The sequence below is a fragment of the Chloracidobacterium sp. N genome (genome assembly GCF_018304765.1).
In the GTDB taxonomy this organism is placed as follows: domain Bacteria; phylum Acidobacteriota; class Blastocatellia; order Chloracidobacteriales; family Chloracidobacteriaceae; genus Chloracidobacterium; species Chloracidobacterium aggregatum.
This window is the reverse complement of record NZ_CP072642.1, coordinates 1,751,539-1,777,092: the sequence shown is the minus strand read 5'-3', so window position 1 is coordinate 1,777,092 and position 25,554 is coordinate 1,751,539. Positions and strand designations below refer to the sequence as shown.

At 51.3% G+C, this 25,554-nt stretch carries 38 protein-coding genes; 34 read left to right on the top strand and 4 right to left on the bottom strand.

From position 1 onward, the window contains the following. From J8C05_RS07390 to J8C05_RS07380, 3 genes are all read right to left on the bottom strand, one after another. Positions 1 to 1,209, bottom strand: coding sequence for an NAD(P)/FAD-dependent oxidoreductase (locus J8C05_RS07390; protein ID WP_211421600.1), 1,209 nt, complete (start codon positions 1,207 to 1,209; stop codon positions 1 to 3). After that, positions 1,206 to 2,555, bottom strand: a complete 1,350-nt coding sequence (hemA, locus tag J8C05_RS07385) for a glutamyl-tRNA reductase (RefSeq protein ID WP_211421599.1) — start codon at positions 2,553 to 2,555, stop codon at positions 1,206 to 1,208. The genes J8C05_RS07390 and hemA overlap by 4 nt, the downstream gene beginning before the upstream one ends. Positions 2,556 to 2,657: 102 nt before the next feature. Then, on the bottom strand, positions 2,658 to 3,482 hold the full coding sequence (locus tag J8C05_RS07380) for a cytochrome C assembly family protein (protein WP_211421598.1): 825 nt from the start codon (positions 3,480 to 3,482) through the stop codon (positions 2,658 to 2,660). Positions 3,483 to 3,629: 147 nt separating this feature from the next. Between J8C05_RS07380 and J8C05_RS07375 the strand changes: the two genes are divergently transcribed. Further along, positions 3,630 to 4,538, top strand: coding sequence for an ADP-ribosylglycohydrolase family protein (locus J8C05_RS07375; RefSeq protein ID WP_211421597.1), 909 nt, complete (start codon positions 3,630 to 3,632; stop codon positions 4,536 to 4,538). 20 nt (positions 4,539 to 4,558) lie between these two features. Here the strand turns inward: J8C05_RS07375 and J8C05_RS07370 are convergent, their stop codons facing one another. Then, on the bottom strand, positions 4,559 to 5,671 hold the full coding sequence (locus J8C05_RS07370; protein WP_211421596.1) for an ABC transporter ATP-binding protein: 1,113 nt from the start codon (positions 5,669 to 5,671) through the stop codon (positions 4,559 to 4,561). A gap of 586 nt (positions 5,672 to 6,257) precedes the next feature. Here J8C05_RS07370 and rpsL point away from each other — a divergent pair. The 33 genes from rpsL (at position 6,258) to rplQ (ending at position 25,506) form a co-directional block, all read left to right on the top strand. Then, complete coding sequence (gene rpsL / locus J8C05_RS07365; protein ID WP_058867253.1) at positions 6,258 to 6,677, top strand: 30S ribosomal protein S12; 420 nt, start codon at positions 6,258 to 6,260, stop codon at positions 6,675 to 6,677. A gap of 63 nt (positions 6,678 to 6,740) precedes the next feature. Beyond that, complete coding sequence (gene rpsG / locus J8C05_RS07360) at positions 6,741 to 7,214, top strand: 30S ribosomal protein S7 (protein ID WP_058867254.1); 474 nt, start codon at positions 6,741 to 6,743, stop codon at positions 7,212 to 7,214. A gap of 24 nt (positions 7,215 to 7,238) precedes the next feature. Beyond that, entirely contained in the window at positions 7,239 to 9,353 is a 2,115-nt protein-coding gene (gene fusA / locus J8C05_RS07355) for an elongation factor G (protein WP_211421595.1), read from the top strand. A 36-nt stretch (positions 9,354 to 9,389) separates the two neighbouring features. Continuing rightward, positions 9,390 to 10,577 (top strand): elongation factor Tu, encoded by a 1,188-nt coding sequence (gene tuf, locus J8C05_RS07350; RefSeq protein WP_211421594.1) that lies wholly within the window; start codon positions 9,390 to 9,392, stop codon positions 10,575 to 10,577. 30 nt (positions 10,578 to 10,607) lie between these two features. Continuing rightward, positions 10,608 to 10,931 (top strand): 30S ribosomal protein S10, encoded by a 324-nt coding sequence (rpsJ, locus tag J8C05_RS07345; protein ID WP_058880750.1) that lies wholly within the window; start codon positions 10,608 to 10,610, stop codon positions 10,929 to 10,931. A gap of 24 nt (positions 10,932 to 10,955) precedes the next feature. Continuing rightward, a complete protein-coding gene (gene rplC, locus J8C05_RS07340) occupies positions 10,956 to 11,588 on the top strand; it encodes a 50S ribosomal protein L3 (protein WP_211421593.1) in 633 nt (210 codons plus the stop codon). A 26-nt stretch (positions 11,589 to 11,614) separates the two neighbouring features. After that, positions 11,615 to 12,256, top strand: a complete 642-nt coding sequence (gene rplD / locus J8C05_RS07335) for a 50S ribosomal protein L4 (RefSeq protein WP_211421592.1) — start codon at positions 11,615 to 11,617, stop codon at positions 12,254 to 12,256. 16 nt (positions 12,257 to 12,272) lie between these two features. Then, the gene (rplW, locus tag J8C05_RS07330) at positions 12,273 to 12,575 is read left to right on the top strand and encodes a 50S ribosomal protein L23 (protein WP_211421591.1); all 303 of its coding nucleotides are present in this window, start codon (positions 12,273 to 12,275) and stop codon (positions 12,573 to 12,575) included. An 18-nt stretch (positions 12,576 to 12,593) separates the two neighbouring features. Continuing rightward, a complete protein-coding gene (gene rplB / locus J8C05_RS07325) occupies positions 12,594 to 13,415 on the top strand; it encodes a 50S ribosomal protein L2 (RefSeq protein ID WP_211421590.1) in 822 nt (273 codons plus the stop codon). Between the two features lie 20 nt (positions 13,416 to 13,435). After that, positions 13,436 to 13,723 (top strand): 30S ribosomal protein S19, encoded by a 288-nt coding sequence (rpsS, locus tag J8C05_RS07320; protein ID WP_211421589.1) that lies wholly within the window; start codon positions 13,436 to 13,438, stop codon positions 13,721 to 13,723. Positions 13,724 to 13,750: 27 nt separating this feature from the next. Next, positions 13,751 to 14,113, top strand: a complete 363-nt coding sequence (rplV, locus tag J8C05_RS07315) for a 50S ribosomal protein L22 (RefSeq protein WP_072234200.1) — start codon at positions 13,751 to 13,753, stop codon at positions 14,111 to 14,113. Between the two features lie 9 nt (positions 14,114 to 14,122). After that, positions 14,123 to 14,812, top strand: coding sequence for a 30S ribosomal protein S3 (gene rpsC / locus J8C05_RS07310; RefSeq protein ID WP_211421588.1), 690 nt, complete (start codon positions 14,123 to 14,125; stop codon positions 14,810 to 14,812). 10 nt (positions 14,813 to 14,822) lie between these two features. Further along, positions 14,823 to 15,260, top strand: a complete 438-nt coding sequence (gene rplP, locus J8C05_RS07305) for a 50S ribosomal protein L16 (protein WP_058880755.1) — start codon at positions 14,823 to 14,825, stop codon at positions 15,258 to 15,260. Then, positions 15,260 to 15,454 (top strand): 50S ribosomal protein L29, encoded by a 195-nt coding sequence (gene rpmC / locus J8C05_RS07300; protein ID WP_211421587.1) that lies wholly within the window; start codon positions 15,260 to 15,262, stop codon positions 15,452 to 15,454. The genes rplP and rpmC overlap by 1 nt, the downstream gene beginning before the upstream one ends. 2 nt (positions 15,455 to 15,456) lie before the next feature. Further along, the gene (rpsQ, locus tag J8C05_RS07295; RefSeq protein ID WP_343316622.1) at positions 15,457 to 15,705 is read left to right on the top strand and encodes a 30S ribosomal protein S17; all 249 of its coding nucleotides are present in this window, start codon (positions 15,457 to 15,459) and stop codon (positions 15,703 to 15,705) included. Between the two features lie 48 nt (positions 15,706 to 15,753). Next, positions 15,754 to 16,113 carry a 50S ribosomal protein L14 gene (rplN, locus tag J8C05_RS07290; RefSeq protein WP_459543822.1) on the top strand — a complete coding sequence of 120 codons (360 nt, stop codon included), beginning with the start codon at positions 15,754 to 15,756 and terminating at the stop codon, positions 16,111 to 16,113. Then, the gene (rplX, locus tag J8C05_RS07285; protein ID WP_211421585.1) at positions 16,110 to 16,349 is read left to right on the top strand and encodes a 50S ribosomal protein L24; all 240 of its coding nucleotides are present in this window, start codon (positions 16,110 to 16,112) and stop codon (positions 16,347 to 16,349) included. The genes rplN and rplX overlap by 4 nt, the downstream gene beginning before the upstream one ends. Before the next feature lie 28 nt (positions 16,350 to 16,377). Beyond that, a complete protein-coding gene (rplE, locus tag J8C05_RS07280) occupies positions 16,378 to 16,914 on the top strand; it encodes a 50S ribosomal protein L5 (RefSeq protein WP_211421584.1) in 537 nt (178 codons plus the stop codon). Between the two features lie 36 nt (positions 16,915 to 16,950). Beyond that, on the top strand, positions 16,951 to 17,343 hold the full coding sequence (gene rpsH / locus J8C05_RS07275; RefSeq protein ID WP_072234201.1) for a 30S ribosomal protein S8: 393 nt from the start codon (positions 16,951 to 16,953) through the stop codon (positions 17,341 to 17,343). A 28-nt stretch (positions 17,344 to 17,371) separates the two neighbouring features. Then, complete coding sequence (gene rplF / locus J8C05_RS07270) at positions 17,372 to 17,938, top strand: 50S ribosomal protein L6 (RefSeq protein ID WP_211421583.1); 567 nt, start codon at positions 17,372 to 17,374, stop codon at positions 17,936 to 17,938. 19 nt (positions 17,939 to 17,957) lie between these two features. Then, a complete protein-coding gene (rplR, locus tag J8C05_RS07265; protein ID WP_246840675.1) occupies positions 17,958 to 18,290 on the top strand; it encodes a 50S ribosomal protein L18 in 333 nt (110 codons plus the stop codon). Positions 18,291 to 18,299: 9 nt separating this feature from the next. Next, positions 18,300 to 18,803: a 30S ribosomal protein S5 gene (gene rpsE, locus J8C05_RS07260; protein WP_211421582.1), complete on the top strand. Its 504-nt coding sequence runs from the start codon at positions 18,300 to 18,302 to the stop codon at positions 18,801 to 18,803. Positions 18,804 to 18,819: 16 nt separating this feature from the next. After that, positions 18,820 to 19,245, top strand: coding sequence for a 50S ribosomal protein L15 (gene rplO / locus J8C05_RS07255; RefSeq protein WP_211421581.1), 426 nt, complete (start codon positions 18,820 to 18,822; stop codon positions 19,243 to 19,245). A 1-nt stretch (position 19,246) separates the two neighbouring features. After that, a complete protein-coding gene (gene secY / locus J8C05_RS07250; protein WP_211421580.1) occupies positions 19,247 to 20,668 on the top strand; it encodes a preprotein translocase subunit SecY in 1,422 nt (473 codons plus the stop codon). Continuing rightward, positions 20,658 to 21,326, top strand: a complete 669-nt coding sequence (locus J8C05_RS07245) for an adenylate kinase (RefSeq protein WP_211421579.1) — start codon at positions 20,658 to 20,660, stop codon at positions 21,324 to 21,326. The genes secY and J8C05_RS07245 overlap by 11 nt, the downstream gene beginning before the upstream one ends. Further along, complete coding sequence (map, locus tag J8C05_RS07240; protein WP_211421578.1) at positions 21,323 to 22,072, top strand: type I methionyl aminopeptidase; 750 nt, start codon at positions 21,323 to 21,325, stop codon at positions 22,070 to 22,072. The genes J8C05_RS07245 and map overlap by 4 nt, the downstream gene beginning before the upstream one ends. Before the next feature lie 55 nt (positions 22,073 to 22,127). Then, positions 22,128 to 22,346, top strand: coding sequence for a translation initiation factor IF-1 (gene infA, locus J8C05_RS07235; RefSeq protein ID WP_072234226.1), 219 nt, complete (start codon positions 22,128 to 22,130; stop codon positions 22,344 to 22,346). An 18-nt stretch (positions 22,347 to 22,364) separates the two neighbouring features. Next, positions 22,365 to 22,478 (top strand): 50S ribosomal protein L36, encoded by a 114-nt coding sequence (rpmJ, locus tag J8C05_RS07230; RefSeq protein ID WP_072234203.1) that lies wholly within the window; start codon positions 22,365 to 22,367, stop codon positions 22,476 to 22,478. A 27-nt stretch (positions 22,479 to 22,505) separates the two neighbouring features. Then, complete coding sequence (rpsM, locus tag J8C05_RS07225; protein WP_058880767.1) at positions 22,506 to 22,889, top strand: 30S ribosomal protein S13; 384 nt, start codon at positions 22,506 to 22,508, stop codon at positions 22,887 to 22,889. A gap of 36 nt (positions 22,890 to 22,925) precedes the next feature. Continuing rightward, positions 22,926 to 23,342, top strand: a complete 417-nt coding sequence (gene rpsK, locus J8C05_RS07220) for a 30S ribosomal protein S11 (RefSeq protein WP_211421577.1) — start codon at positions 22,926 to 22,928, stop codon at positions 23,340 to 23,342. Between the two features lie 35 nt (positions 23,343 to 23,377). Then, on the top strand, positions 23,378 to 24,016 hold the full coding sequence (gene rpsD, locus J8C05_RS07215; protein ID WP_211421576.1) for a 30S ribosomal protein S4: 639 nt from the start codon (positions 23,378 to 23,380) through the stop codon (positions 24,014 to 24,016). A gap of 33 nt (positions 24,017 to 24,049) precedes the next feature. Next, positions 24,050 to 25,045 carry a DNA-directed RNA polymerase subunit alpha gene (locus tag J8C05_RS07210; protein ID WP_246840762.1) on the top strand — a complete coding sequence of 332 codons (996 nt, stop codon included), beginning with the start codon at positions 24,050 to 24,052 and terminating at the stop codon, positions 25,043 to 25,045. A 35-nt stretch (positions 25,046 to 25,080) separates the two neighbouring features. Further along, positions 25,081 to 25,506 carry a 50S ribosomal protein L17 gene (rplQ, locus tag J8C05_RS07205; RefSeq protein WP_058880770.1) on the top strand — a complete coding sequence of 142 codons (426 nt, stop codon included), beginning with the start codon at positions 25,081 to 25,083 and terminating at the stop codon, positions 25,504 to 25,506. The last annotated feature ends 48 nt before the right edge of the window (positions 25,507 to 25,554 follow it).

Sequence of the window (25,554 nt, the reverse complement as noted above, 5' to 3'; positions counted from 1 at the left end):
TCATACGTGCGCCGCCGGGCGTGAGGCCGGACTTCGTTCCAGCCGTGCCACATCGAACAGCGCCGGCGGCTTGCCGGTGATGACGAGTTCAGCCGCCAGCCGACCGACCTCCAGACTGAAGCCCATGCCGTGGCCGTGGCAGGCAATGGAGAAGGCAATCTCCGGTTGACCGGGCAGCGTCCCCAACAGGGGAAGTCCATCCGGCGTGAAGCCCATCGTCCCTGCCCAGCGGTGCGTGATGGGCAGGTCAATCAGTTCGGGAAAGTGACGGTCCCTGAAGCGTTCCAGAAAGTTCTGGACATCTGCCGTCGGCGTTTCATCCGTCCCCGTTTCGGTGGCGGCAAAGGCGCGCCGGCCGCCGCCGAACAGAAAACGTCCGTCGGGCAGTTGCCGAAAGTATTCGTAGCCGTCGTTGGCATAGACGACTTCGGAGAGCAGTCGGCTGGGATAGGGGGCGGTGACGAAAATCTGTCCGCGTTTGGGAAACACCTTGTCGGCAAAGTAGGCGTGGAGGTTGGCCGCTTCACCATTTGGCGTCAGAAGGACCCGCCCGGCGCGCAGTTGTCCGCGTTCACCCTGCACGACGACACCCGCCGGAGTGCTCTCCAACGTGGCTACGGGCCAGTTTTCAACAATGGCCGCGCCAGAGGCAGCAAGCAGGGCGTGGACGAGTTTGACCGGATGGATACCGGCATCGTGCCGGTTGCGGATGGCGGCGCAGAAGCCGCGCTGGAGTGGGTCGTGGGGAACAAAGTCCACATCGAAGCCATCTTCGCGCAGCAGTTCGGCCGAGTGCGCGAGAACCTCGGCCTCTTCGGCCGTTCCGGCAAGCGTCAGGCTGCCGCAGGGGATGTAGTCACACTCCACGTCAGGACGGTGAGCCAGAAACGTCCGAATGTGGTGATGGCTGGCCACCGTCGTGGCAAAGACCGCGCGTGCCGTTTCGCGGCCGTATCTGGCGACGGCGACAGCGTAGTAGTCGGCCGTTCCGGCAAGCAGAAAACCGGCATTGCGGCCGGTTGCGCCGCCGGCGATTTGGCGTCGGTCAACGACCGCCAGTTTCCAGTCCGGTCTGGCCTGCGCCAGGGCATAGGCCGCCGAAGCGCCGGCAATCCCGCCGCCGATGATGAGGCAGTCAACGTCGTTGACTGTTGGGGTCGGGGCTGAAGGGCGTCCGGCCGTGGCCTGCCAGAAGGAAGTCGAGGTCATCGGTAGAGGCGTTGGTTGGCCGGTTCCTCGTGGGTGCTGACCGCGTCGCTGTCCTGAACGGCATCTGTTTTCGTGGAGACGCTATCCAGGGCAAAAGCGCGCCGGAGGTCAACGAGTTCGGAACCCTGCCGGGCGGCTTCCCGCAGCCCCAGGATGAGCGGATGGAGCGTCTTGTTGACGATGCCTTCCAGCAGAAACTGACGCATGGCGGCTTCCTGTTCCGGGGTCAGCGGGCCAAGGCGTTTCCGGTGCCGTTCAAACTCGGCAGCGCAGATGTCGGTCAGGCGTTCCCTGAGCGCGGCCACAGTGGGGCCGATGTCGCGCCGGTCGGCCTCGGTCATGAAGGCAACGGTTTCGGCTTCGACAATGGCTTCGGCGCGTTCGGCTTCCCGGCGGCGTTCCCGTTGGTTGGCGGCAATGACGCGCTGGAGGTCGTCGAGGTCAAAGACAAAAGCGTTGTCGAGGACGGCCACGTCGGGGGCAATCGTCCGTGGTACGGAAAGGTCGAAAAGCAGCAGCGGCCGGTAGCGCCGGCGGTCCAGCGCCGCGCGAACCATGGCCGGAGTGATGTGATAGGTGGTGGCCCCGGTGGAGGCCACAACGACATCGGCCTCGTGGAGCCGCGCCGGGAGTTCATCCAGCCCAAGGGCGCGGCCGCCGCCATGGAAACAATCGGCGAGATGCTGCGCGTGGGCCAGCGTGCGGTTGGCAACGAAAAGCGAGGTCACACCGGACTCAAAGAAGCACTTGGCGGCCAGTTCAGCCATTTCTCCGGCGCCGATGAGCAGCAGCACCTTGTCGGTCAGGTGGTCAAAAACCTTGTGGGCCAACTCCACTGAGACTGAGCCAAGTGAAACGGCATGAGCGCCGATGCCGGTTTCCGTCCGAACACGCTTGGCGACCGCAAAAGCCCGCTCAAACAGACGGTGCAGGTGGCGACCCACGGTGTTGGCAGCCGCTGCCAAGGCGTAAGCCCGTTTGATCTGTCCCAGAATCTGGCTTTCGCCGACAATCATCGAGTCGAGGCTGGCGGCCACCCGCAGGACGTGCCGCACCGCTGCGCTGGATTGGTGAACGTACAGGTAGGGGCGGACCTGTCCCGCCGGGACATCGTGATAGTCACAGAGGAAGGTCGTGACCGCCTCGACGGCTTCGGCCGTCGGCAGGCTGGGAACAACGATGACTTCGACCCGGTTGCAGGTTGAGACAATGACAGCTTCACTGACACTGCCGCCGACCAGCAGCCGTTGGAGCGCGACTGGCAGCCCGGCTTCAGAAAAAGCCAGACGCTCGCGCACGCCGACTGGAGCCGTGGTGTGGTTGATGCCGACGAGAAGCACGTTCATGAGCTGAACACCTGTCTGGGAAACCGGGGGCAGGGGTGACGTAAACTTGCCAAGCCGCATCAAGGAAAACCAGTCCGGTTGGCAAAAAGTCGGCAGAGGGGGCTAACCGATACTGTGAAAACCGTTGAACCAGCCGATGCCGACCAGACTCACGATGACCATGGCGAAGCCGACGATGCCCAACCAGGCGGCCCGCCGGCCGCGCCAGCCGGCCGTCAGACGGTAATGAACCACACAAAAGTAGATTAGCCAAGTGGCCAGAGACAGAAACTCCAGCGGATCGCCATGCCAGTACACCCCGTTGAGCCGGCGTGAGCCGACAATCCCTGTCAGAATGCCCAGGGTCAGAAGCACAAAACCGATGAGGAGCGCCTTGCCGCTCACGTCATCGCAGGTGTCCAGTGAGGGAAGCCGGGACCAGAGCGGGCCGAACTGTTTTTGCTTGAGCTGCCGTTCCTGCACGATGTACAGGATGGCGGCAACGAACAGAATGGCAAAGGCGGCGTAGGCAAAGACAAACAGCACGGCATGGAGGGTCAGAAGGGAAGCCGTCTGCCCATAAAATTTCAGAACGGCGGCGGTGTCACTTGGCGCGGGCAGAAGCCAGGCCGCCAGGGCAAAGAGAAAGACCATCGGCATGGCGAAGGCCGCAAACGATTTCGAGCGATACCACAGATAGGCGCCCAGAAAGTATGCGGCAATGGACCATCCCAGAAAGGAACAGACTTCCTGATAACTCAGCAGGGGACACCGGGCGACCTCCCAGCCGCGAACGACGATGGACGAGGTGTGCGTCGCAAAACCCGCCGCCATCAGCCACAGTGCAATCCAGAACCAGCGTGGATGGGGTGTCCGCCACACCGTGAAGATGGCATGACCGGCGCCAAACGCATAACATGCAACGGCGATAAGCAGCAGTGTGGACATGATTTGAAGCCGCCGGTAGGGCCAGGCGGAGGTGCCAGCGAAGTTCAACCCAATGCCATGTTACGTGTCGGCCCGGCGGCGCTCAATTCGTCCGGCTTTGGTGCCGCCGACAAAACTGCCTGAATTTGAAGACCGCGTGAATCCGTTATGAAGGAAAACTTTCAGGGCTGCCTGCTGGGGGCCGCGATTGGGGATGCGCTGGGCTTTCCCTTCAAAGGTCTCAGTGCCAACGACATTGGCGAGTATGGCCGTTTCGAGTCGCTCCGTGAATTCCAACCCGTGCCATCTGTCCGGTCAGCGCCCGGTGAACTGGCGGATGAAGGGCAGCTTCTGCTGCTGACGCTGGAAAGTATCTGTACGCAGCGGGCGCTGGACGAGGCTGATCTTGTCCGGCGGTTGAAAGGTTGGTTTCGGAGCCATCCGAAGGACATGACGCCGCTGGTACGCCATGTTCTGGGCCGTTTTCAGGCCGGGGAAAGCCCGGCTGAAGCCTCTGAAGGGGCGTCCTTTGATCCTGAGTTCAGTCCGCCGGATGGCGGGCATCTGACGCGCTGTCTTCCGGTGGCTTTGTACCGGGTGATGGATGCCGCCCGCCGCCAGGCGGACATGGTTGCCATGGCGCGTCTGACCCACTGGGACGCTCTGGCTGTGCAGTCCGCACTCGTGCTGGGGGAGGTTGTGGTGCAGCTTGTCCAGGGTAAACCCTTCACACCTGAAGCCTGTTTGCCAGGTGACGGGCTGCCGGAGGTGCGGCAGGCCGTGGTGTCGTCTCCTGACCCGGCACAACTGGATGTTTCCGGCAGCGCCCTGGGGGCGCTGGGGGTTGGCTTGTGGGCGCTGAAAACGGCCACGAATTTTGAGGATGGTTTGGTACAAGTCGTCTCACTGGGCGGCGCGACGGATACCAACGCGGCGGTGGCGGGGGCGTTGCTGGGAGCCAAACTGACCCGTCTGGCGTTGCCACAGCAGTGGGTGTACCACCTGGAAGGGCATGCCCGCCTTGAAGTGCTTGGGGCGCGGTTGTTCGAGCTGGCCACGCAGGCGGTTCACGTGTGATGTACCGGCACAATGGGGAACTACACCGGGGATGCGTCGTTGGCTTCATCGTCCGGCTTGACGACAACGGCCTGGGAGGTCTGCCATCTGACGTGAACCTTTGAACCCACCTCCCAGGTTGGAGGCGTTTCCGGGCGAAGGGCGGCGACGAGGGTTTGGCCGTCTGGAAGGCAGACCGTCCAGTGGGTTTCGGCCCCGATGTACAGCCGTTCGGTCACAACTCCGGTGAGCTGACCCGGCGGAAGGGGTTGGTCTGCACTGGCCCGTTCAAGCCGGAGCGACTGCGGGCGTACAGCCAGGGTGATGGGCTGTCCGGGCTTTACGTCCCTGTGGCGGCACCGGGCGGTGACGATGGCACCGCCAATGATGACGCCAGCTTCTGGAGGCTGGAGGCTGTGCAAGCGTCCGTGGAGCAGGTTGCAGTTGCCGATAAACGAAGCAACGAAGGCCGTTTCGGGTTCGTCGTGGAGCGTCTGGGGTGTTCCGGTTTGAAGGATTCGTCCGCGACGCAGGACGGCAATCCGGTCCGAGAGCATCAGGGCTTCCGTCTGGTCGTGAGTGACCAGGACGAAGGTGGTGCCAAGCTGGTGCTGGAGGGCTTTCAGCTCGCGCTGCATGTGGCGGCGCAGGTGTGGATCAAGGGCTGCCAGGGGTTCATCGAGCAGGAGCACCGGCGGTTCACAGGCCAGTGCCCGCGCCAGAGCGACACGTTGTTGCTGACCGCCGGAAAGTTCATGGGGGTAGCGATAGGCAATGCCTTCCAATCCGACAAGTGCCAGCAAGGCTTCGACGCGCTGCCGGATGGCTGGCGGTGTATGGCCTTTGCGGGCAAGTCCGAACGCGATGTTGTCATACGCATTCAGGTGCGGGAACAGGGCGTAGCTCTGAAACACCGTGTGGACGGGACGGCGGTATGCCGGCAGGTGGGTGACTTCCTGTCCAGCCAGATAAATCTGCCCGGCATCAGGTGCTGTCAGTCCGGCAATCAGCCGCAGCAGGGTCGTCTTGCCACATCCCGAAGGACCGAGAAGGGTCAGAAACTCACCGGCTTCGACCCGCAGCGAGACCTCCGCGAGCGCCAGGTGTGCGCCATAACGCTTGGTAAGCGCAAAAGCCTCGACGGCAGGCAACATCGCAGGACACAAAAGTAGCGTAAGTGGCTTAACTGTGGCCGTTACACTGAAGAACCGGCGACCAATCGTAGGCAGAAACGAGCAGCAGGTAAAGGTCGTTACGACGAAACAGAAGCAGAACGCACCGTTCCAAAAACTTTGCACGAAGCCGCTTGACCACGTTCGTGCAAAGGTTCAGCCGTCACGCCACTTGACTCAGTACGCTCTGCTTCCATTAAAACTGACATCATACGCCGTTTTGTTGTCTCACTATTGCGAAGTGCTCTTTTCTGTCTGGGAATGTCTGTCTGGGAATGCCTGCGAACCAGGGCAGCATCAGTCTGCCCGGTGCCTGCCGGGGCGCGAAGGGCAGGCCGTGCCGACCGGACAACGGCGCTGGATGGTTTGGAAGCCAAAATTTTCGACGTCACGAAGTCCTCAAGTAGATTGGGGCTTGACAGCTCTTCCGGGAAACATCTAGCATAGACGTTTCGTCACTCGGAAAACCGTTGGGTCACTCGCAAGGTGACGGCCAGCCGTTTGGGAGTGGCAAGTCGCTGCGAAATGACGATTTTCTGCTCAGCGTTGGGTTTTTTCGGAGGTTGGTGTGCCAACGATCAATCAACTCGTTCGGAAAGGACGGGAGAAGGTCAAATATAAGACGAGCAGCCCTGCTCTGCAGGGATGTCCGCAGAAGCGGGGCGTCTGCACCCGGGTGTACACGCAGACACCCAAGAAGCCCAACTCGGCGCTGCGCAAGGTGGCGCGTGTGCGGTTGGTCAACGGCATCGAGGTGACGACGTACATCCCTGGTATTGGCCACAACCTCCAGGAACACTCGATTGTGTTGATTCGGGGTGGAAGGGTCAAAGATTTGCCCGGTGTGCGCTACCACGTCGTGCGTGGGACACTGGATTCTGTGGGCGTTGCCAATCGCCGCCAGGGACGCTCCAAGTACGGGGCGAAGCGTCCCAAGGACACGGGCAAGGGCGCGCCGGCAAAAGGCGCTGCCGTCAAGAAGAAATAGCCAAAGAGAGGTCTCCAGAGAGACGGGAAAGTTTCTCTCGCACTGAGATGGAGTGGGTGAGCTATGCCGCGCAGACGAGTCGCTGAAAGAAGGGAAGTGCTTCCTGACCCGATATATAACAGTGAGATTGTGACAAAGTTTATCAACTGCATGATGTGGGACGGGAAGCGTTCCGTGGCGGAAAAGATATTTTACCGCGCCATGGAAAACATCCGTGCCAAGACCGATGATGACCCGCTCAAGGTTTTCAAGAAGGCACTGGACAATGTCCGTCCCCGGGTCGAGGTGCGCTCGCGGCGTGTGGGTGGGGCAACATACCAGGTGCCGATTGAGGTGGACTACCGGAGACGCGGAAATGCCCTGGCGATTCGCTGGCTGATTACCTATGCGCGCCAGCGTGGTGAGAAGGCCATGGTTGACCGGTTGGCCAATGAGCTGCTCGATGCGTCCAATTTGCGCGGGGCAGCGGTCAAGAAGCGTGATGAAGTCCACCGCATGGCGGACGCGAACCGTGCCTTTGCGCACTATCGTTGGTAGTTTTTCTGGGATGGTGAGGACCTTATGCCACGGAAGGCGCCGCTGAGCAAGTTTCGTAACATTGGCATCATGGCGCACATTGATGCCGGCAAGACAACGACGACCGAGCGAATTTTGTACTACACGGGCCGTAACCACAAGCTGGGCGAAGTCCACGAAGGGGCGGCAACCATGGACTACATGGTCCAGGAACAGGAGCGCGGGATCACGATTACTTCCGCCGCAACAACTTGTTTCTGGCGGCTCGGTGGCGCTGCCGAAGGTGAGCAGTATCGCATCAACATCATTGATACTCCCGGACACGTGGATTTTACAATTGAGGTTGAGCGATCCCTGCGTGTTCTGGATGGTGCGGTGGCGGTGTTTGATGCCGTCGCCGGTGTTCAGCCGCAGTCTGAAACTGTCTGGCGGCAGGCAAACAAGTACGGCGTTCCCCGGATTGCCTTCATCAACAAGATGGATCGTGCGGGCGCGGACTTCTACAAGAGTGTGGATTCCATTCGGACCCGCCTCAATGCCCGTCCGGTTCCCATTTTTCACCCCATCGGAGCGGAAGACGCTTTTGAAGGGGTTATCGATCTGATCACCATGCAGTCCGTGCGCTGGGATGAAGAAAGTAACGGCCAGAAAATGCTTTTCTCACAGCCAACCGGGACGCTTCTGGATGAGGCAAAAGCTGCTCGTGACAGGATGATTGAGCTGATTGCCGACGTTGACGACCAGATTGCCGAGAAGTACCTGGAGGGGGCCGACATATCTGAATCTGAGCTGCGTGCCGTGTTGCGACGTGAAACGGTGGCGATGAATATCGTTCCCGTTCTGTGTGGCTCGGCTTTCAAGAACAAAGGCGTTCAACAGTTGCTCGATGCGGTGGTCTATTACCTGCCTTCACCGGTTGACATTCCAGCGGTAAAGGGCGTGCTTCCGCGTACGGGTGAGGAAGCTACCCGCCGGGCAGCGGACGATGAGCCGTTTTCGGCTTTGGTCTTCAAGATTCTCTCCGATAAGCATATCGGTCAGCTTGCATTCTGTCGCATTTATTCCGGCGTTTTGGCATCCGGTTCCTACGTTCTCAATTCAACCAAGGAAGTCAAGGAACGGGTGGGGCGGGTCATGCAGATGCATGCCAACAAGCGTGAAGACCTGGAAGAAGCCTATGCCGGTGAAATTGTGGCCGTGGCCGGGCTGAAAAATGTGATTACCGGTGACACGATTTGCGATGAAAAAGCTCCTATTATTCTGGAGTCAATGGAGTTTCCCACACCGGTCATCGAGGTGGCCATCGAGCCGAAGACGCGGCAGGATCAGGACAAGCTGAGTGTGGCCCTTGGGCGGTTGGCGCAGGAAGACCCATCCTTCCGGGTCAAAACGGACCCCGAAACGAATCAGACGCTTATTGCCGGGATGGGAGAGTTGCACCTTGAGATTATCGTGGATCGCCTGAAGCGGGAGTTCAACGTTGATGCTAATGTTGGGCGCCCCCAGGTTGCCTACCGTGAGACCATCCGGGTGCCGGCAGAAGGTATTGGGAAATATGTGCGGCAGACTGGTGGTCGCGGGATGTACGGGCATGCTGAAATCAAGCTGTATCCCCTCGATCCAGGTGCCGGATTTGTTTTTGAGAACAAAATCGTGGGTGGCGTAATACCGCGTGAGTATATTCCAGCGGTCGAGTCCGGCATCAAGGAAGCCATGGAGCGGGGCATTCTTGCTGGCTATGAAGTTGTTGATGTCAAAGTGGAGCTGGTGTTCGGCAGCTACCACGAAGTTGACTCAAACGAAATGGCTTTCAAGATTGCGGGTTCAATTGCCTTCCAGGAAGCTGCGAAAAAAGCCAAGCCTGTTTTGTTGGAGCCGGTAATGGCTGTGGAGGTTGAATCACCAGAGGAATACTTTGGTGCGATTACCGGTGATCTAAGCTCGCGTCGCGGACGAATCGAAGGTTTTTCCGAGCGGGCTGGGTCACGTGTTATCACGGCGGCAGTGCCGCTCTCGGAAATGTTTGGTTACTCGACCGTCCTTCGCTCAATGTCGCAGGGACGTGCCATCTACACCATGCATTTCAAGTCCTATGAGGAAGCTCCAAAGTCTGTGGCTGAAGAGATTATTGCAAAGGCAAAAGGGGCAGCCGCAAACTGAGCGCCAAAAGAAAATCTGGTTTTTTGAGGAGTGGTTATGTCAAAGGAGAAGTTTGACCGGAGTAAGACGCACGTCAACATTGGGACGATTGGGCACGTGGATCACGGGAAGACGACGTTGACGGCGGCGATCACGACGGTACTGGCGAAGCGGAATCCGAAGGTGCAGAAGAAGAGCTACGATCAGATTGACGCGGCGCCGGAGGAGAAGGCGCGGGGGATTACGATCAACACGGCGCACGTGGAGTACGAGACGGCGACGCGGCACTATGCGCACGTGGACTGTCCTGGGCACGCGGACTACATCAAGAACATGATCACGGGTGCGGCGCAGATGGACGGGGCGATATTGGTGGTGGCGGCGACGGACGGGCCGATGCCGCAGACGCGGGAGCACATCTTGCTGGCGCGGCAGGTGGGGGTGCCGGCGATGGTGGTGTTCATGAACAAGTGCGACATGGTGGACGACGCGGAGTTGCTGGATTTGGTGGAGTTGGAGGTGCGGGAGCTGCTGTCGAAGTACGACTTTCCGGGGGACGAGATACCGGTCATTCGGGGGAGCGCGCTTGGTGGGTTGAACGGGGAGCCGCAGTGGGAGGCGAAGATTGAGGAGTTGATGGCGGCGGTGGACAGCTACATTCCGACGCCGGTGCGGGACATTGACAAGCCGTTTTTGATGCCGGTGGAGGACGTGTTTTCGATATCGGGGCGCGGGACGGTGGCGACGGGGCGCGTGGAGCGAGGGGTGGTGAAGGTGTCGGACGAGGTGGAAGTGGTTGGGATACGGGCGACACGGAAGACGGTGGTGACCGGGGTGGAGATGTTTCGGAAGCTGCTGGATCAGGGGCAGGCTGGGGACAACGTGGGGTTGCTGCTGCGGGGTGTGGAGCGGCGGGAGATAGAGCGGGGGCAGGTGATTGCGAAGCCGGGGAGCATCACGCCGCACACGAAGTTCAAGGCGGAGGTGTATGTGCTGACGAAGGAGGAAGGCGGGCGGCACACACCGTTTTTCAAGGGGTATCGGCCGCAGTTTTACTTTCGGACGACGGATGTGACGGGGGTGGCGGAGTTGCCGGAGGGCGTGGAGATGGTGATGCCGGGCGACAATGTGGCGCTGACGGTGGAGTTGATTACGCCGATTGCCATGGAGAAGGGGCTGCGGTTTGCGATTCGGGAGGGTGGTCGGACGGTGGGCGCCGGCACTATCTCCGAAATCATCGAATAAACCGGCTCTTATTTGGTAGGGAGAAATGAGATGAACGACAAGATACGTATCAGACTGGAAGCCTACGACCACCGAATCCTCGACCAGTCGGCAATGGAAATTGTCGAAACTGCCCGCCGGACGGGTTCGCGTGTGGCTGGCCCGATCCCACTGCCTACAGCAAAAAGCCGTTTTACGGTGCTTCGCTCACCTCATGTAGATAAGAAGTCACGGGAACAGTTTGAAATTCGTACCCACAAACGACTGGTTGACATTTTGATGTCCACTCCCCAGACAGTAGATGCACTCATGAAGCTGGATTTACCGGCTGGGGTTGATGTCCAGATAAAAACCTTTTTCAAGGAAAAAAGATAGTCTCTTTCAAAGTAGGACCGTACAATGAGTGGCATCTTGGGCGTAAAAGTCGGCATGACGCAGATTTTTCAGGAGAATGGTCTCCTGGTTCCCGTGACAGTTATAAAAGCTGGGCCCTGTGTTGTAACTCAGCACAAAACGAAAGCCAAAGATGGTTATGATGCCATCCAAGTTGGACTGGTTGAAGCAAAGGGACCCAAGAAAGTTACAAAGCCGCTTCGTGGACACTTTGAAAAAACAGCTAAAGGGACACCACCAACCCGGCTTCTCAAAGAATTCCGGGTGGAAAGCGCAGCAGATTTTCCAATAGGTTCACTGGTTCTGGCAAATATATTCAGCTCAAATGAGTTGGTCACCATTACCGGGAAGTCAAAGGGACGGGGGTTTGCCGGGTTTGTCAAGCGCCATGGCTTTGGTGGTGGGCGTGCCACACACGGTTCGATGTTTCATCGTGCACCTGGTTCAATTGGTGCTTCAGCTTTTCCCTCGCGGGTTTTTAAGGGAAGTCGAATGGCTGGGCACATGGGAAACAAAAACTGCACAGTAAAAAATCTGAGGATTGTGAAGGTTGACGAAAACGCGGGAGTCATACTTGTTCGAGGCGCTGTTCCTGGTGCCAACGGAACGTATCTCGTCATTAAGAAAGCTTCTTCCTAGATTGACTCCGCGACAGAGGTTCTGAGATGCCAACCGTAAAAGTGTGTAACCTGGATAACAAGCCCCTTCTCGATCTGGAGATAAGCAGCCTTCTTTCTGAGCAGGAGCTGAATAGCACATTGATATGGGAAGCTGTTCATGAGTATCGCGCCAGAGGGCGTAGAGGAACAGTTGCTACCAAAACAAGAGGTGATGTCTCTGGTTCAGGAAAGAAATTGTGGAAGCAGAAGGGAACCGGACGCGCGCGCATCTCAAGCCTCCGCTCGCCTCTGTGGAAAGGTGGGGGAAACGTTCACGGCCCGCAGCCTCGGGATTGGTCATACAGTCTCCCAAGGAAGAAACGCTGGAAAGCAATCGCCGTCGCTTTTGCCGAGCGACTCCGTGAGGGAGCTGTAGTTGTTGTTGATGACCTCACGTTATCAAGTCATAAGACAAAGCTTTTCAGGTCCAAGTTACAAGCACTGGGGCTCGTAAACCATAAGGTTTTGATCCTGGACTCGACAGAAAATAAAAACTTGGTGCTTGCTACAAGGAACCTTCAGGGTACAAAGCTTTTAGACTCACTTGGTGTCAATATATATGATTTACTTCTTCATGAAAAAATACTGATTAGTCAGCGGGCTCTTGGCGTTTTGACTGAGTGTGTCTCACGCATACTGCCTGAATGACAACGGTGAGGTAAGAATGAAATTTTATGAAGTCATAAAATCGCCACTAGTGAGTGAAAAAGCTCTTAATCTAAGAGACTCGTCACCCAATGCAGGCCAATTGGTTGCCTTTCGAGTTGACAGAAGATCAAAGAAGGCAGACATCAAGAACGCAGTGGAAAAACTCTTCAATGTAAAAGTCAGGTCTGTGAACACGGCAAACTGCAAAGGAAAGACTGTGCGTCGGGGGCGCTACGTTGGCAAGAAGAGTGATTGGAAGAAAGCCTATGTCACCTTGGCACCTGGGTATAATATAGAAGACTATCTGAATTCTTTGTAAATACGTTGGGGAATTGATATGCCAGTTAAGAGTGTAAAGCCCACATCGCCTGCAAGACGCTTTCAGACTTTCATTGTTGATACTGATCTGTCGCGGGAACGCCCGGTTAAGTCCCTAACAGAGAAAAAGAGGAAGATCTCAGGGAGAAACAGTGACGGTAGGGTTACGACCCGCCATCGTGGTGGTGGACACAAGCGTCTTTACAGAATCATAGACTTTAAACGTGATAAGGTTGGAATACCTGGTAAGGTGGCAAGGATTGAGTACGATCCAAACCGATCGTCAAGAATTGCACTGATACACTATGTTGATGGCGAGAAACGTTACATAATTGCACCGAACGGCTTGGCAGTGGGCCAAGCTGTGGTATCCGGTCCTGATGCGGACATTATTCCTGGTAATGCTTTACCAATATACAAAATACCGCTCGGAACAGATTTGCATAACATTGAACTGAAGCCGGGAAAAGGTGGACAACTGGCGAGAGCAGCCGGTGTAAAAGCACAGCTTATTGCGAAAGATAGTAAGATGGCACAGGTGCGGATGCCATCTGGTGAAGTGAGAAAAATCCCTATTATCTGTTATGCGACTGTGGGACAGGTGGGAAACACGGATCACGAAAACATATCCCTTGGGAAAGCTGGCCGGGCGCGTTGGAGAGGGCTTCGCCCGGAAGTTCGTGGAGTTGCTATGAATCCAGTAGATCACCCACATGGAGGGGGGGAGGGAAGAACCTCAGGCGGAAGACACCCGGTCACCCCGTGGGGAATACCAACTCGTGGTTACAAGACCCGGCACAACAAGCAAACAGAGAAATATATAGTCCGCCGTAGGAAATAGAGGGACTTGGGGAGGAGCGTATGCCTCGATCAATAAAAAAGGGACCGTTTTTGGATAACTCCATACACGACGTTCTTCAGCACCTGAAAGAAACAAACGAACGACGTGTCATCAAAACTTGGTCAAGAAGATCAACAATAATACCAGACATGGTTGGGCACACCTTTGCGGTACATAACGGAAAAAAGTTTATCCCTGTGTTTATATCCGAAAACATGGTGGGTCATAAACTAGGTGAATTTGCGCCGACACGTACATTTAAAGGACACGCCGGTGACAAGAATGAAAAATCGGCTAAGCGTAGATAGTCATAATACGTAAAATGAGGTTGAACAATGCGCTCCACTGCGGTTCTTCGTTCTACAAAGGGGTCTCCTCAAAAAGCCAGATTGATCATTGATCAAGTCCGAGGGCGTAATGTCACCGAAGCACTCGCACTGTTGACCCTGAGTAAAAAAAGAGTAGCTTCTGTTCTGAAAAAAGTCTTGTGGTCGGCCATTTCCAACGCTGAGCACTTGTCTGAAAAAAAGAACTCAAAGCTGAACATAGAGCAGTTGTTCATTACAGAGTGTTACATAAACACGGGTTTAACAAAGCACAGACGTCGTGTTCGTCCCGCCCCGATGGGAAGGGCCTATAGAGAACAGCGTCGACTCTTCACTGTAAAGTTTGTCCTTTCTGACAGTAATGAAAAATAGGTGAAGACAATGGGACAAAAAGTTCATCCCTATGGTTTCCGACTGGGAGTTGTACGTAATTGGCGGTCAACTTGGTATTCAAGTAAGGATGCTGAATTTGCAAAGCTCGTCGCAGAAGATTTCTTCCTGCGCAAGGACCTGAAACAACGTTTTACAGGCGCAGGAGTCGCTTCCATTGATATAGAACGGGCTGTCAATAAGCTGAAGATCGTTGTCCATACTTCACGCCCTGGCGTTATCATTGGCAGGAAGGGGGCTGAAATAGATAAGCTAAAACTTGAAATACAGCAAAAAACAGGTCGTGATGTAAACATATACATACAGGAAATACAAAAACCTGAACTGAACGCTCAGTTGCAGGCGGAACAGATTGCCTCACAGATAGAAAAGCGCATTGCCTTCAGGAGGGCAATGCGGAAGGTAACTGAAAGTTCACGCCGCTTTGGTGCGCAAGGGGTCAGGGTAATAGTGTCCGGCCGACTCAATGGAGCAGAAATTGCAAGAAGTGAGCAGTATCTTGAGGGCAGAATGCCGCTCCATACACTAAGGGCCGATATTGACTATGGGTTTGCTGAGGCACATACCACGTATGGGGTCATTGGAATAAAAGTTTGGATATACAAAGGTGAAATATATTCTACAAGGCGTAGCCTCAATCAGGGTGACTCTTGGAGGGGTGCTAGCAACTCTGTGAAATGAGACGGGAAGTATGGCCGAATATAAATCTCCAAAAAAGACAAAGTACAGAAAACAGCAAAGAGGGCGTCGTTCAGGACTGGCCACGTCTGGTGCTACCATCAGCTTCGGACAATTTGGTCTGAAAGCATTGGAAGCGGCTTGGATAACCAGTCGTCAAATAGAGGCCGCCAGAATAGCCATATCACGTTCCCTCAAGAGGGGCGGCAAAATATGGATCAGGATTTTCCCGGACAAACCCATTACAAAGAAGCCAGCCGAAACCCGAATGGGTAAAGGGAAGGGCGCTCCTGAGGGTTGGGTGGCTGTGGTTAAGCCAGGAAGAATACTCTTTGAAGTCGAAGGGGTAAGTGAGGACTTGGCTCGTGATGCAATGTATCTGGCTGCTCAAAAACTACCAATAAAGGTCAAGTTCGTTCACCGAGAATCTGAAAACGGAGCAATACTGTGATGACACTTAGTGAAATTCGCTCAAAGTCTGTGCAAGAACTAGTTGAGTTGGAAAAAGAGATGAAGCTGGAGCTGGCAAAGTTATCTATAAAGAAAAACTTGGGTATTCGCGAAGCGGCTAATAAAATTTCTACTGTCAGGAAAGGTATAGCTAGAATTAAAACGATAATAAATGAAAAGAGAGCAGAAGTATGATAATGAAAAGTAAAAAGGTAGAAAAGATAGGATTTGTGGTCAGCACGAAGAATAAGAAAACTGTTACAGTAAAGGTAGAGCGTTTGGTGATGCATCCAATCTACAAAAAGTTTGTTCGTCGCCGATCAAAATTTCTGGCCCATGATGAACTTTCCTGTAGAGTTGGTGACAAAGTAAAGATTATTGAGTCCCGTCCGCTGTCTGCAAGAAAACGCTGGATTGTAAAAGAGCTGATACAGAGAATTCCGTAGTGTCATTCTACAAGTCACGGAGGTGTTTCTATGATACAGATGCGCACTATGCTTGATGTTGCTGACAATTCAGGGGCCAAAAAGATATCATGTATCTTGCCGCTTGGTGGTTCAGTCGGAAGAAAGGCATCTCTTGGTGATATTATTACTGCAAATGTCAAGGAAGCAGCCTCTGATGGTGCTGTGAAGAAGGGACAGGTTGTAAAGGCGGTTATTGTAAGGACACGCAAAGAGGTACGAAGAAAGGATGGCAGTTACGTCCGCTTTGATCAGAATGCAGCCGTCTTGGTAAAAAAAGGAAGTGAGGGATGGGACCCTGTGGGAACCCGTGTGTCTGGTCCAATTGCCCGAGAATTACGGGATAGAAAGTTTATGAAGATAATTTCACTGGCACCAGAGGTGATATGAAAAGCAAGAAGCTGATGAAGAATCTGAGAGTTGGGGATACTGTGATTTTGATCTCGGGTAAGGACAAGCGTAAGACTGGTCTGGTGAAAAAAGTAGATCGCTATAGTTTGCGGCTTCTGGTGGAAGGGGCCTGTGTAAGCAAAAAGCATGTTAAGAGGAACGCCTCATCCCAAGAGGATGGAGGGATAGTGGAAAAAGAAGCTTGGATTTCTTTTTCAAAGGTCAGAAAGCAATAGCAGCATAACTCAGTTATGGATTTTGGATATGTTAACCAGTAGAGAAGTTCTGATAGACCAGATGTGCAAAACATTTGGTTACAAAAATGTTATGTCTGTACCGAGGCTTGAAAAAATCGTCATAAACATGGGCCTTGGTAAGGAATATGTTCTCTCGAAGAACATGAAGGTTCTTGAGACAGGTTTACAGGAACTTTCTCTTATCACTGGTCAGAGACCAGTGGTAACCCGTGCAAAGTTGTCAATAGCATCATTTAAGCTCCGTGAAAATGATCCCGTAGGTGTGATGGTTACTTTGCGTGGGAAAAGGATGTATGAATTTTTTGAACGACTGGTCAACATAGCTCTACCTCGCGTTCGTGACTTCAGGGGAGTATCCACGAAATCCTTTGATGGACGAGGAAATTATACTCTTGGGATAAGGGAGCAAATTGTTTTTCCTGAAATAGATATTGCTAAAGTTGAGAAGCTTAGGGGTATGAATATAACATTTGTTACTTCAGCCAAAACAGATACAGAAGCAAAAGAGCTTCTCGCATGCCTTGGGATGCCTTTTAGAAAATAGCAGATATGCTTTGGTCTTAGACTTGGGGAGGGGAGTATGACCGATCCGATAAGTGATCTCTTAACCAGAATCCGAAACGCCATCCAAGCAGGTCACTCGAAAGTTGACGTTGGCTACTCCAAAATGAAGGCGGAGATTGTCAGACTTTTGAGAGAAGAGGGCTATATCAATAATTACAAAGTTACAGGTGACGGCTGTAAGCGGACAATACGCATCTACATAAGATATGCTCAATCTTCTGAGCCGGCAATTCATCACCTTTCCAGGGTGTCTCGCCCTGGAAGAAGAGTTTATGTCAACGTAAAAAAAATACCCCGTCCGCTGAATGGACTTGGTACCTGCATACTGAGCACCTCCTGTGGAATACTGACTGGTAAGGAAGCCTACCAGAAACGCGTTGGAGGAGAGGTTCTCTGTCTGGTCTACTGACTGCTGCACGAAGTCACTGTGAAAAACCATGTCAAGAATAGGTAATCGCCCGATTCAAGTTTCTGACCTCTCGGTAAAGGTCGCCAATAATACGCTTATTATTGGCAAAGATAATACTTTCGTTGAATTAAAAATCAACGAGGGATTAAAGATAGATATTTCAGATGGATACCTTAGTGTTATACCTACAAACAAGTCGAGCCATCAGTATCAAGGATTGTTGAGGACTCTAATCAACAACACTGTTAATGGATTCAAGTCCAATTTCTCAATTGATCTGGACTTGGTTGGCGTTGGTTATAAAGTTGAAAAGAAAGATGGCAAGCTCATCTTCAGCTTGGGATACTCACATCCCGTAGAGTATTTACTCCCAGATGGCATAGACTGTACGATTGAAAAAGTGCAAAAACAGATACAACAATATCAAACAACACTAACTATTAGAGGGTCTGACAAGGAAAAAGTTGGACAAGTTGCTGCCAACTTGGTAAATCTCAGGGTTCCTGATGCGTACAAGGGTAAAGGTATTCGCTATGCCGGCAGGCCAATGCTTCTGAAGCCTGGAAAATCAGGTGCCAAGGGTGGCAAAAAATAGAACTATGGGGACAGTAAGTATGAATCACAAGAGAACAAGAAAAAACCTGTTACCTTCTCGACTTCGCTTGTGCGTACACCGAAGTGCAAAGCATATTTATGCGCAGATTATAGATGACATAAAAGGCATCACCCTTTGTGCAGCGAGTTCATTGAATCTCCAAGAGGGAACGCGCGCTGATGCTGGAATGACCCGGAAGGTGTACATAGCTGATCAAGTTGGCAGGCAGATTGCTGAAAAAGCAAAAGAAAAAGGTGTAACCAAAGTTTTTTTCGACAGAAATGGTTACAAATATCATGGCAGAGTTAAGCAGTTGGCTGAATCAGCTCGACGAGAAGGACTAATTTTTTAGGGTAATCTCATGAGAAATAAAATTTCATTTGAGTTGGGTGAAACTGAACTCAAGGACTCGGTTATATCCATCAAGCGGGTTACAAAAGTTGTAAAGGGTGGAAAAAACATGAGCTTCAGTGCTCTTGTTGTTGTAGGTAACGGAAACGGAGTTGCGGGCTTTGGGCGGGGAAAGGCATCAGAGGTTCCTGTAGCTATCAGGAAAGGCATAGAGTCAGCGAAGAAAAATCTGATAAAGGTAAACTTGGATGGTGGAACTCTACCTCATGGTGTAATTGGCAGGTTTGGTGCTGGTAAGGTGCTCATCAAGCCAGCCAAAGAAGGAAAAGGGGTAATTGCTGGTGCGACTGTAAGGTCTGTCCTACAAGTTCTTGGCGTTCGAGATGCTGTCACCAAGGTTCTTGGATCTAACAATCCAGCCAATATAGTACAAGCTACTTTTGCCGGCCTCGCTGCTGTTCGTTCGAAGGAGCAGGTGGCTTTGATGAGGGGAAAGAACTTAGCAGACTTATAAAGTGAGAGGGATTGAGATGTTGTCTTTGAAAAGTCTTGTCTGTCCTGACAGAAAGGCGAAGAAAAGGATAGGGCGCGGCCCGGCTTCTGGAACTGGCAAAACTTCGGGACGAGGAGTTAAGGGTCAGAAGTCTCGTTCAGGCTTTGCTTCAAAGCGTGGATTTGAAGGTGGGCAAATGCCCTTGCACCGTAGACTGCCAAAGCGAGGTTTTACCCGTCCAACAGAAAAAAAGAGCAAATTTCACACATTGGACATTGGTAAGCTCATCCAGCATTACACTTCAGATGAGCAAATATCTACCAAATCTTTAGTAGAAAAAGGACTTATTAAGTTGTCTTCACAGAGATTCAAGATAATTGGCGAGATACCAGCAGGCAAGAAGGTTGTAATTGAAGAAAACTTGACTCTCTCGACAAAGCTACGAAAGTCAGTAGGCTTCTGAAATGCTAAGAATAGAGGATATAAGGCAGAAAATAGCAGCTATTCTGCAATCAAAGGACGTAAGGAGTAGATTGATTTTTACTCTTTTGATGCTTTTGTTGTATAGAATAGGCAGTCACATCCGTGTCCCAGGAATAGATCAGGAAAAGCTGAAAATACTATGGCAGAGCTTACAGGGCTCCCTAGTTGGCGTTTTGGATTTGTTTTCGGGTGGGAATCTAAAGGTAATATCTATATTTGCGCTGGGTATCACGCCATATATCACCTCCTCGATCGTTGTACAGCTACTCACAGTCGTTATCCCGTCTCTGAAGCGACTTCAGGAAGAAGGAGAAGTAGGGCGGCGTAAAATCAATCAATACACAAGGTACTTGACTATATGCCTGTCTGTATTTCAGTCCGTAGCCATAACCCTTTGGATACGGTCTCAGCCTGGTCTTGTCAGTATATCGTCAAGTTTGTTTGTTCCTGTTTCAGTGATCACTCTGACCACTGGCACGGCAATAGTCATGTGGTTTGGTGAGCAAATTACAGAGCGAGGCATTGGGAATGGTATCAGCCTTCTGATATTTGCTGGTATTATAGTCAGGTTCCCTTCTATGCTTGTTCAGTTTTTTGGCAACATAGGATCTGATCCCATTTCGGCGCTCGAGACAGTTCTGCTACTCGCATTGCTACTCGGGCTTGTGGCAGTGATAGTGTTCGTCGAGAAGGCGTATCGCCCTATACTCATTGAATATGCAAAACGGAAAAATGAGCTTTCTGAGTCCAAGTCTTATCTGCCATTGAAGATAAATATGTCAGGTGTGATACCTGTCATATTCGCCTCGTCTCTTCTTGCTTTTCCAATAACAATAGCTCAGTTTGCAAGTGCAGATGGATCATTAGCCGAAATCATGACAAAATACCTCCGTCCCAGCCATCCATTGTATGAGTTGGTGTTTACGGTAGGAATAATATTTTTCTCATTTTTTTATGTGTCTGTAATTTTCGATGTTCAAGAAGTCTCAAACAACCTTAGAAAATACGGTAGTTACATCCCAGGCGTAAGACCTGGTAAATCAACTGCTGAGTACTTGGACACGATTGTAACGAGACTTACCTTGGTTGGGGCGTTATACCTTTCAATGGTCTGTTTTATCCCTCAGTTTATTGCAAGCGGACTGGATGTTGGTGAGTTTCCCCTATTTGGTGAATGGCTTTATGCAGCTCTTTCCTCCAACTCTGCCCTTTCTTGGATTGTTAAGGGCTTTGGCTATGCATTCTATTTTGGTGGTACATCCTTATTGATTGCTGTAAGTGTCTCTATGGACACGGCGCAACAGGTGGAGGCTCGTTTGTTGGCCAAGAAGTATGATCTAACTGGAGGAGGGGTCAAAGTCAGAGGGCGTCGTATGCAACAGGAGGTTACGGATGGACAGTAGTGTTCCTGTTGCGATAGTTATGATCGGTCCACCTGGGTCGGGTAAAGGTACTCAATCCAGCAAGCTCAGCGCATTTTTAGGAATACCCAAGATATCAACGGGAGATATTCTTCGCCAAGTGGCATCAGGAAGCAGCCGGAATTCAGAAGAGATTAGGGCTATTATGGAAACGGGTGGCCTCGTTCCTGATAGTATATTGGCTGACTTGGTTACTTCCAGGCTGTCTGAGCCAGATTGTAAAAAGGGTTTTATATTAGATGGCTATCCGCGAAATATCGATCAGGTCATTTTTTTAGAAAGCCTTTTGCAGGTCAAAAACTACAAGTTGCTGGTGGTGGAAATTGCAGTTCCTGAAGATGTTCTTTTGAAGAGAGTAACTGGTCGTTTTTCTTGTAGAGGATGTGGAGCAATATACAATAAGTATTTCCTTAGACCGCGAAACGAGAAAATCTGTGATCAGTGTGGAAGTGCTGATTTTGCTTACAGGTCTGACGATAATGAGCTCGTTGTCAGAGAGCGATTGAGAGAGTACACGCTCCAAACGCTTCCTGTCTTGGATTACTATAAAGCCAAGCACCTGCTAGTGTCAGTAGATGGGAATAGATCACTGGATGAAGTTTATGATGAGCTGACCTGCCATTTATCCAAGGTGCTATGATTACAACTAAAACACGTCAGCAAATAGAGAGAATGCATTCTGCCGGAAAGTATCTGGCAGAGCTTTTGGCTTTGCTGAAGGAAACTGCTGTTCCTGGTATAACGACAGCCAGGTTGAATGAAATTGCAGAAGGCTGGTTGGTCCGTAAAAAACTTTACTCGCCGTTCAAAGGTTATAGAGGATATCCATCAAGTATATGTGTTTCTGTGAACGAACAAGTTGTTCACGGTATTCCGGGTCAAAAGCTGATAAAGAATGGAGATATTGTAAGCATAGATGCGGGGGTTGTATTTGATGGATATGTAGCTGATGCTGCAATTACAATTCCTGTTGGGGAGGTTTCAGAACAGCTTCAAAAGCTGATAAGTATCACTAATCGTTCACTTTACTATGGAATATCACAGATGGTGGAAGGAAACCGCCTATACGATATTACTTATGCAATACAGTCATACACTGAATCGTATGGGTATAGCTTGGTGAAAGAGTTCTGTGGTCATGGAGTTGGGCGTAAGATGCATGAAGACCCACAGGTTCCTAACTGTGGGCATCGTCCGAATACAGGCCCTCGTTTGAGAAGCGGGTGGGTTTTGGCTATAGAGCCCATGGTTAACATGGGCTCTGCTGGTGTGAAGATTGAAAGTGATGGCTGGACAGTGGTAACAAATGACGGCAAACCTTCGGCCCACTTTGAGCATACTGTTGCTATCACACCCAATGGTCCGTTGATTCTCACGGCGCTCTGAGAGGGGCAAAAGGTTATCACCTCAAGTCTTCTTGTTTCAGGTAAGGGTAAAGGTTGTGCCTAAAGAAGATTCAATTGAAGCTTCGGCATTTGTCATAGAAGCACTACCAAATGCAACCTTCAAGGTTGAGCTTGAAAATAAGCATGTAGTGCTTGCGCGTATTTCTGGTAAGATGCGAAAAAACTTCATAAAAATACTACCCGGTGACAAAGTTCTAGTTGAGCTTTCCCCCTATGATCTGACAAGGGGACGAATTGTTTACCGGTATAAATGAAATAGGAGCAAATTGTTTATGAAAGTAAGAGCTTCAGTAAAAAAGATTTGTAAATCCTGTAAAGTAATTATCAGGTTTGGGACCGTTCGGGTAATTTGTGTCAATCCCAAACATAAACAGAAGCAGGGCTGACAGAATAGAAAACCAGGAGATAGTAACATGGCGCGTATTGCTGGCATTGATCTTCCAGAAAATAAAAAAGTACTTATAGCCTTGACCTACATATATGGTATAGGACGGTCTTTATCTACTAAGATACTAGACAAGGCGAATGTCGATCCCAATACCAAAATGAGTAACCTATCTGAGGATGAGTTGGGGCGTATTAGAGCCGTCATAGACAACTCTGTTGTTGTAGAGGGAGACCTGAGAAAGCAAATTCAACTGGACATCAAGCGCCTTATGGAAATTCAGTCCTACAGAGGTTTACGGCACAGAAAAAGTCTTCCAGTTCGAGGTCAGAGGACGCATACAAATGCGCGGACCCGCAAAGGTCCTCGCCGGGCAACGATAGCTAAGAAGAAGGCGCCTGGTAAGAAGTAACTTCATTGACTTGAGGATTGGAGAGAGTCTAAGAGTATGCCAAAGAAGGTCAACACTACCAAGAGTGGACTGAAAAAGAAAAATTACAAAAAAAAGGAAAAGAAGAATATCCCAAGAGGTATAGTCCACATTCAAGCTTCATTCAACAACACGATAGTCAGTATAACTGACTTGAGCGGTAATCTTCTGGCTGCTAGCAGCTCCGGGGCACTCGGCTTCAAAGGTTCCAGAAAGGGAACCCCTTTTGCTGCGCAGCAAGCTGCTGCCAAGGCTGCGTCAATTGCCAAGGAGTCAGGTATGCAGTCCTGCGAAGTCAGAATCAGCGGGCCCGGCTCTGGTCGTGAATCGGCGATAAGAGCAATACAGGCAAATGGCATAGAAGTTCAGCTTATCCGCGATGTAACCCCAATCCCACACAACGGATGTCGCCCTCGCAAACGCCGTCGTGTGTGAGTTGTCTTTTCAAGAGCTAAGGAGGCGGAAGAAACGTGGCAAGATATCGTGACGCTGTTTGTCGGCTTTGTCGTCGTGAAGGGGTAAAACTTTTTCTCAAGGGAAATCGATGTTACAAACCTTCTTGTGCAATAGAGAAGAAAGGTACATACCCTCCAGGGCAACATGGCAAAGACTCAAAGCGTGGAAAGTTGACTGGATACGGTGAACAGTTAAGAGAAAAACAAAAAGTAAAAAGAATATATGGAATGCTGGAGGGCCAGTTCAGGAATTACTTTGAAAAAGCATCCCGTCAACGTGGGATCATAGGAGAAAATCTGTTAATCCTGCTAGAACGACGCTTAGACAATGTTGTTTACAGAATTGGTTTTGCTACCTCCAGAGCTCATGCAAGGCAGTTGGTTAATCACGGACATGTCTTGGTAAATGGAAGAAAGATAGACATACCTTCATTTCAGGTAAAAGTGGGAGATATTGTCTCAATAAAGAGAGAAAGTGCATCCAACCCGCACATACTTCAATCCTTTGAGACTGCGGTCGGCAGAGGACGTCCAGACTGGATAGAGGTTGGAGACAGACAGGTTTTGTCCGGGCGCATTGTTGCACTTCCACGACGTGAGGACATTACGCACCAAGTCAACGAACAGATGATAGTGGAGCTGTACTCCAAGTAACCACTTCCAACGATTTGCAAGACGGTGTGAGAAATTATGTTGACGCCCTTTCAGCGACCAAAAAAACTGGATTGTAATCTTGAAACCCTCACAGAGACTTATGGCTGTTTTTATGCACAGCCATTCGAGAGAGGCTTTGGAACAACTGTTGGCAACAGCATCCGGCGTGCCCTTTATTCTTCGATGGAGGGGGCTGCTATTACGGCCGTCAGAATTGAGGGCGTGCTGCACGAGTTCTCTTCGATACCCGGCGTTGTTGAAGATGCAACAGACATAATTCTCAATCTCAAAAGGATACCATTCAAGATAACTTCCGGGAAGCTGGTTTCAACATTGCGTCTGAAATGTGACCAGCCCGGTGAAGTATATTCTCGTGACATAGAAGTAGAGGAAGGGGTAGAAGTCTTAGAGAGCGATGCTTACATAGCTACTGTCAGTGAAGGTGGATCGCTCAATATCGAGATGCGTTTGAAGATGGGGCGTGGATATGTATCTGCGGATAGGAATTTTGATGAAGACCTTGCTATCGGATATATACCAATCGATTCAGTTCATTCACCAATCAAACGTGTTCGTTGCAATGTTGAGTCAGCACGTCTTGGGCAAGACACAGATTATGAAAAGCTGATACTTGAAGTCTGGACAAATGGAAGCATAAAGCCTGCTGACTCAATCGGACTGGCCGCAAAATTAGTCAAGGATCACATGTCAATTTTCATAAACTTCGAGGAAACTGAAGTTGACATGGAGCCAGTCAAGATAACTGAGCGACGACCAGTGCAGAATGAGAATCTGGATCGCTCTGTAGAGGAACTGGAACTGAGTGTAAGATCATACAATTGCCTAAAAAACGCAGACATAAGGACTATAAGGGAGCTTGTACAGAAAAACGAACAGGAGATGTTGAAAACCAAGAACTTTGGGCGCAAATCTCTCAACGAAATAAAAGAGATTCTGGCAGCCATGGGACTTGGCTTGGGGGCGATATTCGACGAGGACGGAAACATAATGGGCTACAGAAATGACTAGATTTCTCTGACTGAATTTATGGAGAAGTTGCAGATATGAGACACTTGAATGCACACAGAAAATTGGGACGTACTTCGTCTCACAGAAAATCTCTGCTGAGAAATCTGGCTACCTCCCTGGTTTTAAATGAGCGATTGATCACTACCCTGCAGAAGGCAAAAGAACTTCGCCCTTTTGTTGAGCGGGCTGTCACTCTTGGGAAAAGAGGCGACTTACATGCCCGACGGTTAGCGGCAGGCTACTTTCATGCTGGCAACCAGGGGTGGAATGCAAATCCGAAACGCTTGAAACACGGTTCTGAAAGAACGGCTGGGATTGCTGCCTTGGCCAAGCTTTTTGATGTACTCGCTGCACGTTACTCAGAAAGGAAGGGCGGTTACACCCGGATCCTGAAACTTGGAAGCCGCCGGGGCGATGGAGCAGAGCTTGCCGTCATCGAGTTTGTTGACACTGAGCGATAGATAAAGTCCCCTTGTAAGAAAGTCCCCTTGTAAGTAAGCAGGTATCCT

What these genes read in the sequence shown, in the direction of transcription:
- J8C05_RS07390 (WP_211421600.1), bottom strand. Translation starts at nt 1,209, where the DNA reads ATGACCTCGACTTCCTTCTGGCAGGCCACGGCCGGACGCCCTTCAGCC.
- hemA (WP_211421599.1), bottom strand. Translation starts at nt 2,555, where the DNA reads ATGAACGTGCTTCTCGTCGGCATCAACCACACCACGGCTCCAGTCGGC.
- J8C05_RS07380 (WP_211421598.1), bottom strand. Translation starts at nt 3,482, where the DNA reads ATGTCCACACTGCTGCTTATCGCCGTTGCATGTTATGCGTTTGGCGCC.
- J8C05_RS07375 (WP_211421597.1), top strand. Translation starts at nt 3,630, where the DNA reads ATGAAGGAAAACTTTCAGGGCTGCCTGCTGGGGGCCGCGATTGGGGAT.
- J8C05_RS07370 (WP_211421596.1), bottom strand. Translation starts at nt 5,671, where the DNA reads ATGTTGCCTGCCGTCGAGGCTTTTGCGCTTACCAAGCGTTATGGCGCA.
- rpsG (WP_058867254.1), top strand. Translation starts at nt 6,741, where the DNA reads ATGCCGCGCAGACGAGTCGCTGAAAGAAGGGAAGTGCTTCCTGACCCG.
- fusA (WP_211421595.1), top strand. Translation starts at nt 7,239, where the DNA reads ATGCCACGGAAGGCGCCGCTGAGCAAGTTTCGTAACATTGGCATCATG.
- tuf (WP_211421594.1), top strand. Translation starts at nt 9,390, where the DNA reads ATGTCAAAGGAGAAGTTTGACCGGAGTAAGACGCACGTCAACATTGGG.
- rpsJ (WP_058880750.1), top strand. Translation starts at nt 10,608, where the DNA reads ATGAACGACAAGATACGTATCAGACTGGAAGCCTACGACCACCGAATC.
- rplC (WP_211421593.1), top strand. Translation starts at nt 10,956, where the DNA reads ATGAGTGGCATCTTGGGCGTAAAAGTCGGCATGACGCAGATTTTTCAG.
- rplD (WP_211421592.1), top strand. Translation starts at nt 11,615, where the DNA reads ATGCCAACCGTAAAAGTGTGTAACCTGGATAACAAGCCCCTTCTCGAT.
- rplW (WP_211421591.1), top strand. Translation starts at nt 12,273, where the DNA reads ATGAAATTTTATGAAGTCATAAAATCGCCACTAGTGAGTGAAAAAGCT.
- rplB (WP_211421590.1), top strand. Translation starts at nt 12,594, where the DNA reads ATGCCAGTTAAGAGTGTAAAGCCCACATCGCCTGCAAGACGCTTTCAG.
- rpsS (WP_211421589.1), top strand. Translation starts at nt 13,436, where the DNA reads ATGCCTCGATCAATAAAAAAGGGACCGTTTTTGGATAACTCCATACAC.
- rplV (WP_072234200.1), top strand. Translation starts at nt 13,751, where the DNA reads ATGCGCTCCACTGCGGTTCTTCGTTCTACAAAGGGGTCTCCTCAAAAA.
- rpsC (WP_211421588.1), top strand. Translation starts at nt 14,123, where the DNA reads ATGGGACAAAAAGTTCATCCCTATGGTTTCCGACTGGGAGTTGTACGT.
- rplP (WP_058880755.1), top strand. Translation starts at nt 14,823, where the DNA reads ATGGCCGAATATAAATCTCCAAAAAAGACAAAGTACAGAAAACAGCAA.
- rpmC (WP_211421587.1), top strand. Translation starts at nt 15,260, where the DNA reads ATGACACTTAGTGAAATTCGCTCAAAGTCTGTGCAAGAACTAGTTGAG.
- rpsQ (WP_343316622.1), top strand. Translation starts at nt 15,457, where the DNA reads ATGAAAAGTAAAAAGGTAGAAAAGATAGGATTTGTGGTCAGCACGAAG.
- rplN (WP_459543822.1), top strand. Translation starts at nt 15,754, where the DNA reads ATGCTTGATGTTGCTGACAATTCAGGGGCCAAAAAGATATCATGTATC.
- rplX (WP_211421585.1), top strand. Translation starts at nt 16,110, where the DNA reads ATGAAAAGCAAGAAGCTGATGAAGAATCTGAGAGTTGGGGATACTGTG.
- rplE (WP_211421584.1), top strand. Translation starts at nt 16,378, where the DNA reads ATGTTAACCAGTAGAGAAGTTCTGATAGACCAGATGTGCAAAACATTT.
- rpsH (WP_072234201.1), top strand. Translation starts at nt 16,951, where the DNA reads ATGACCGATCCGATAAGTGATCTCTTAACCAGAATCCGAAACGCCATC.
- rplF (WP_211421583.1), top strand. Translation starts at nt 17,372, where the DNA reads ATGTCAAGAATAGGTAATCGCCCGATTCAAGTTTCTGACCTCTCGGTA.
- rplR (WP_246840675.1), top strand. Translation starts at nt 17,958, where the DNA reads ATGAATCACAAGAGAACAAGAAAAAACCTGTTACCTTCTCGACTTCGC.
- rpsE (WP_211421582.1), top strand. Translation starts at nt 18,300, where the DNA reads ATGAGAAATAAAATTTCATTTGAGTTGGGTGAAACTGAACTCAAGGAC.
- rplO (WP_211421581.1), top strand. Translation starts at nt 18,820, where the DNA reads ATGTTGTCTTTGAAAAGTCTTGTCTGTCCTGACAGAAAGGCGAAGAAA.
- secY (WP_211421580.1), top strand. Translation starts at nt 19,247, where the DNA reads ATGCTAAGAATAGAGGATATAAGGCAGAAAATAGCAGCTATTCTGCAA.
- J8C05_RS07245 (WP_211421579.1), top strand. Translation starts at nt 20,658, where the DNA reads ATGGACAGTAGTGTTCCTGTTGCGATAGTTATGATCGGTCCACCTGGG.
- map (WP_211421578.1), top strand. Translation starts at nt 21,323, where the DNA reads ATGATTACAACTAAAACACGTCAGCAAATAGAGAGAATGCATTCTGCC.
- rpmJ (WP_072234203.1), top strand. Translation starts at nt 22,365, where the DNA reads ATGAAAGTAAGAGCTTCAGTAAAAAAGATTTGTAAATCCTGTAAAGTA.
- rpsM (WP_058880767.1), top strand. Translation starts at nt 22,506, where the DNA reads ATGGCGCGTATTGCTGGCATTGATCTTCCAGAAAATAAAAAAGTACTT.
- rpsK (WP_211421577.1), top strand. Translation starts at nt 22,926, where the DNA reads ATGCCAAAGAAGGTCAACACTACCAAGAGTGGACTGAAAAAGAAAAAT.
- rplQ (WP_058880770.1), top strand. Translation starts at nt 25,081, where the DNA reads ATGAGACACTTGAATGCACACAGAAAATTGGGACGTACTTCGTCTCAC.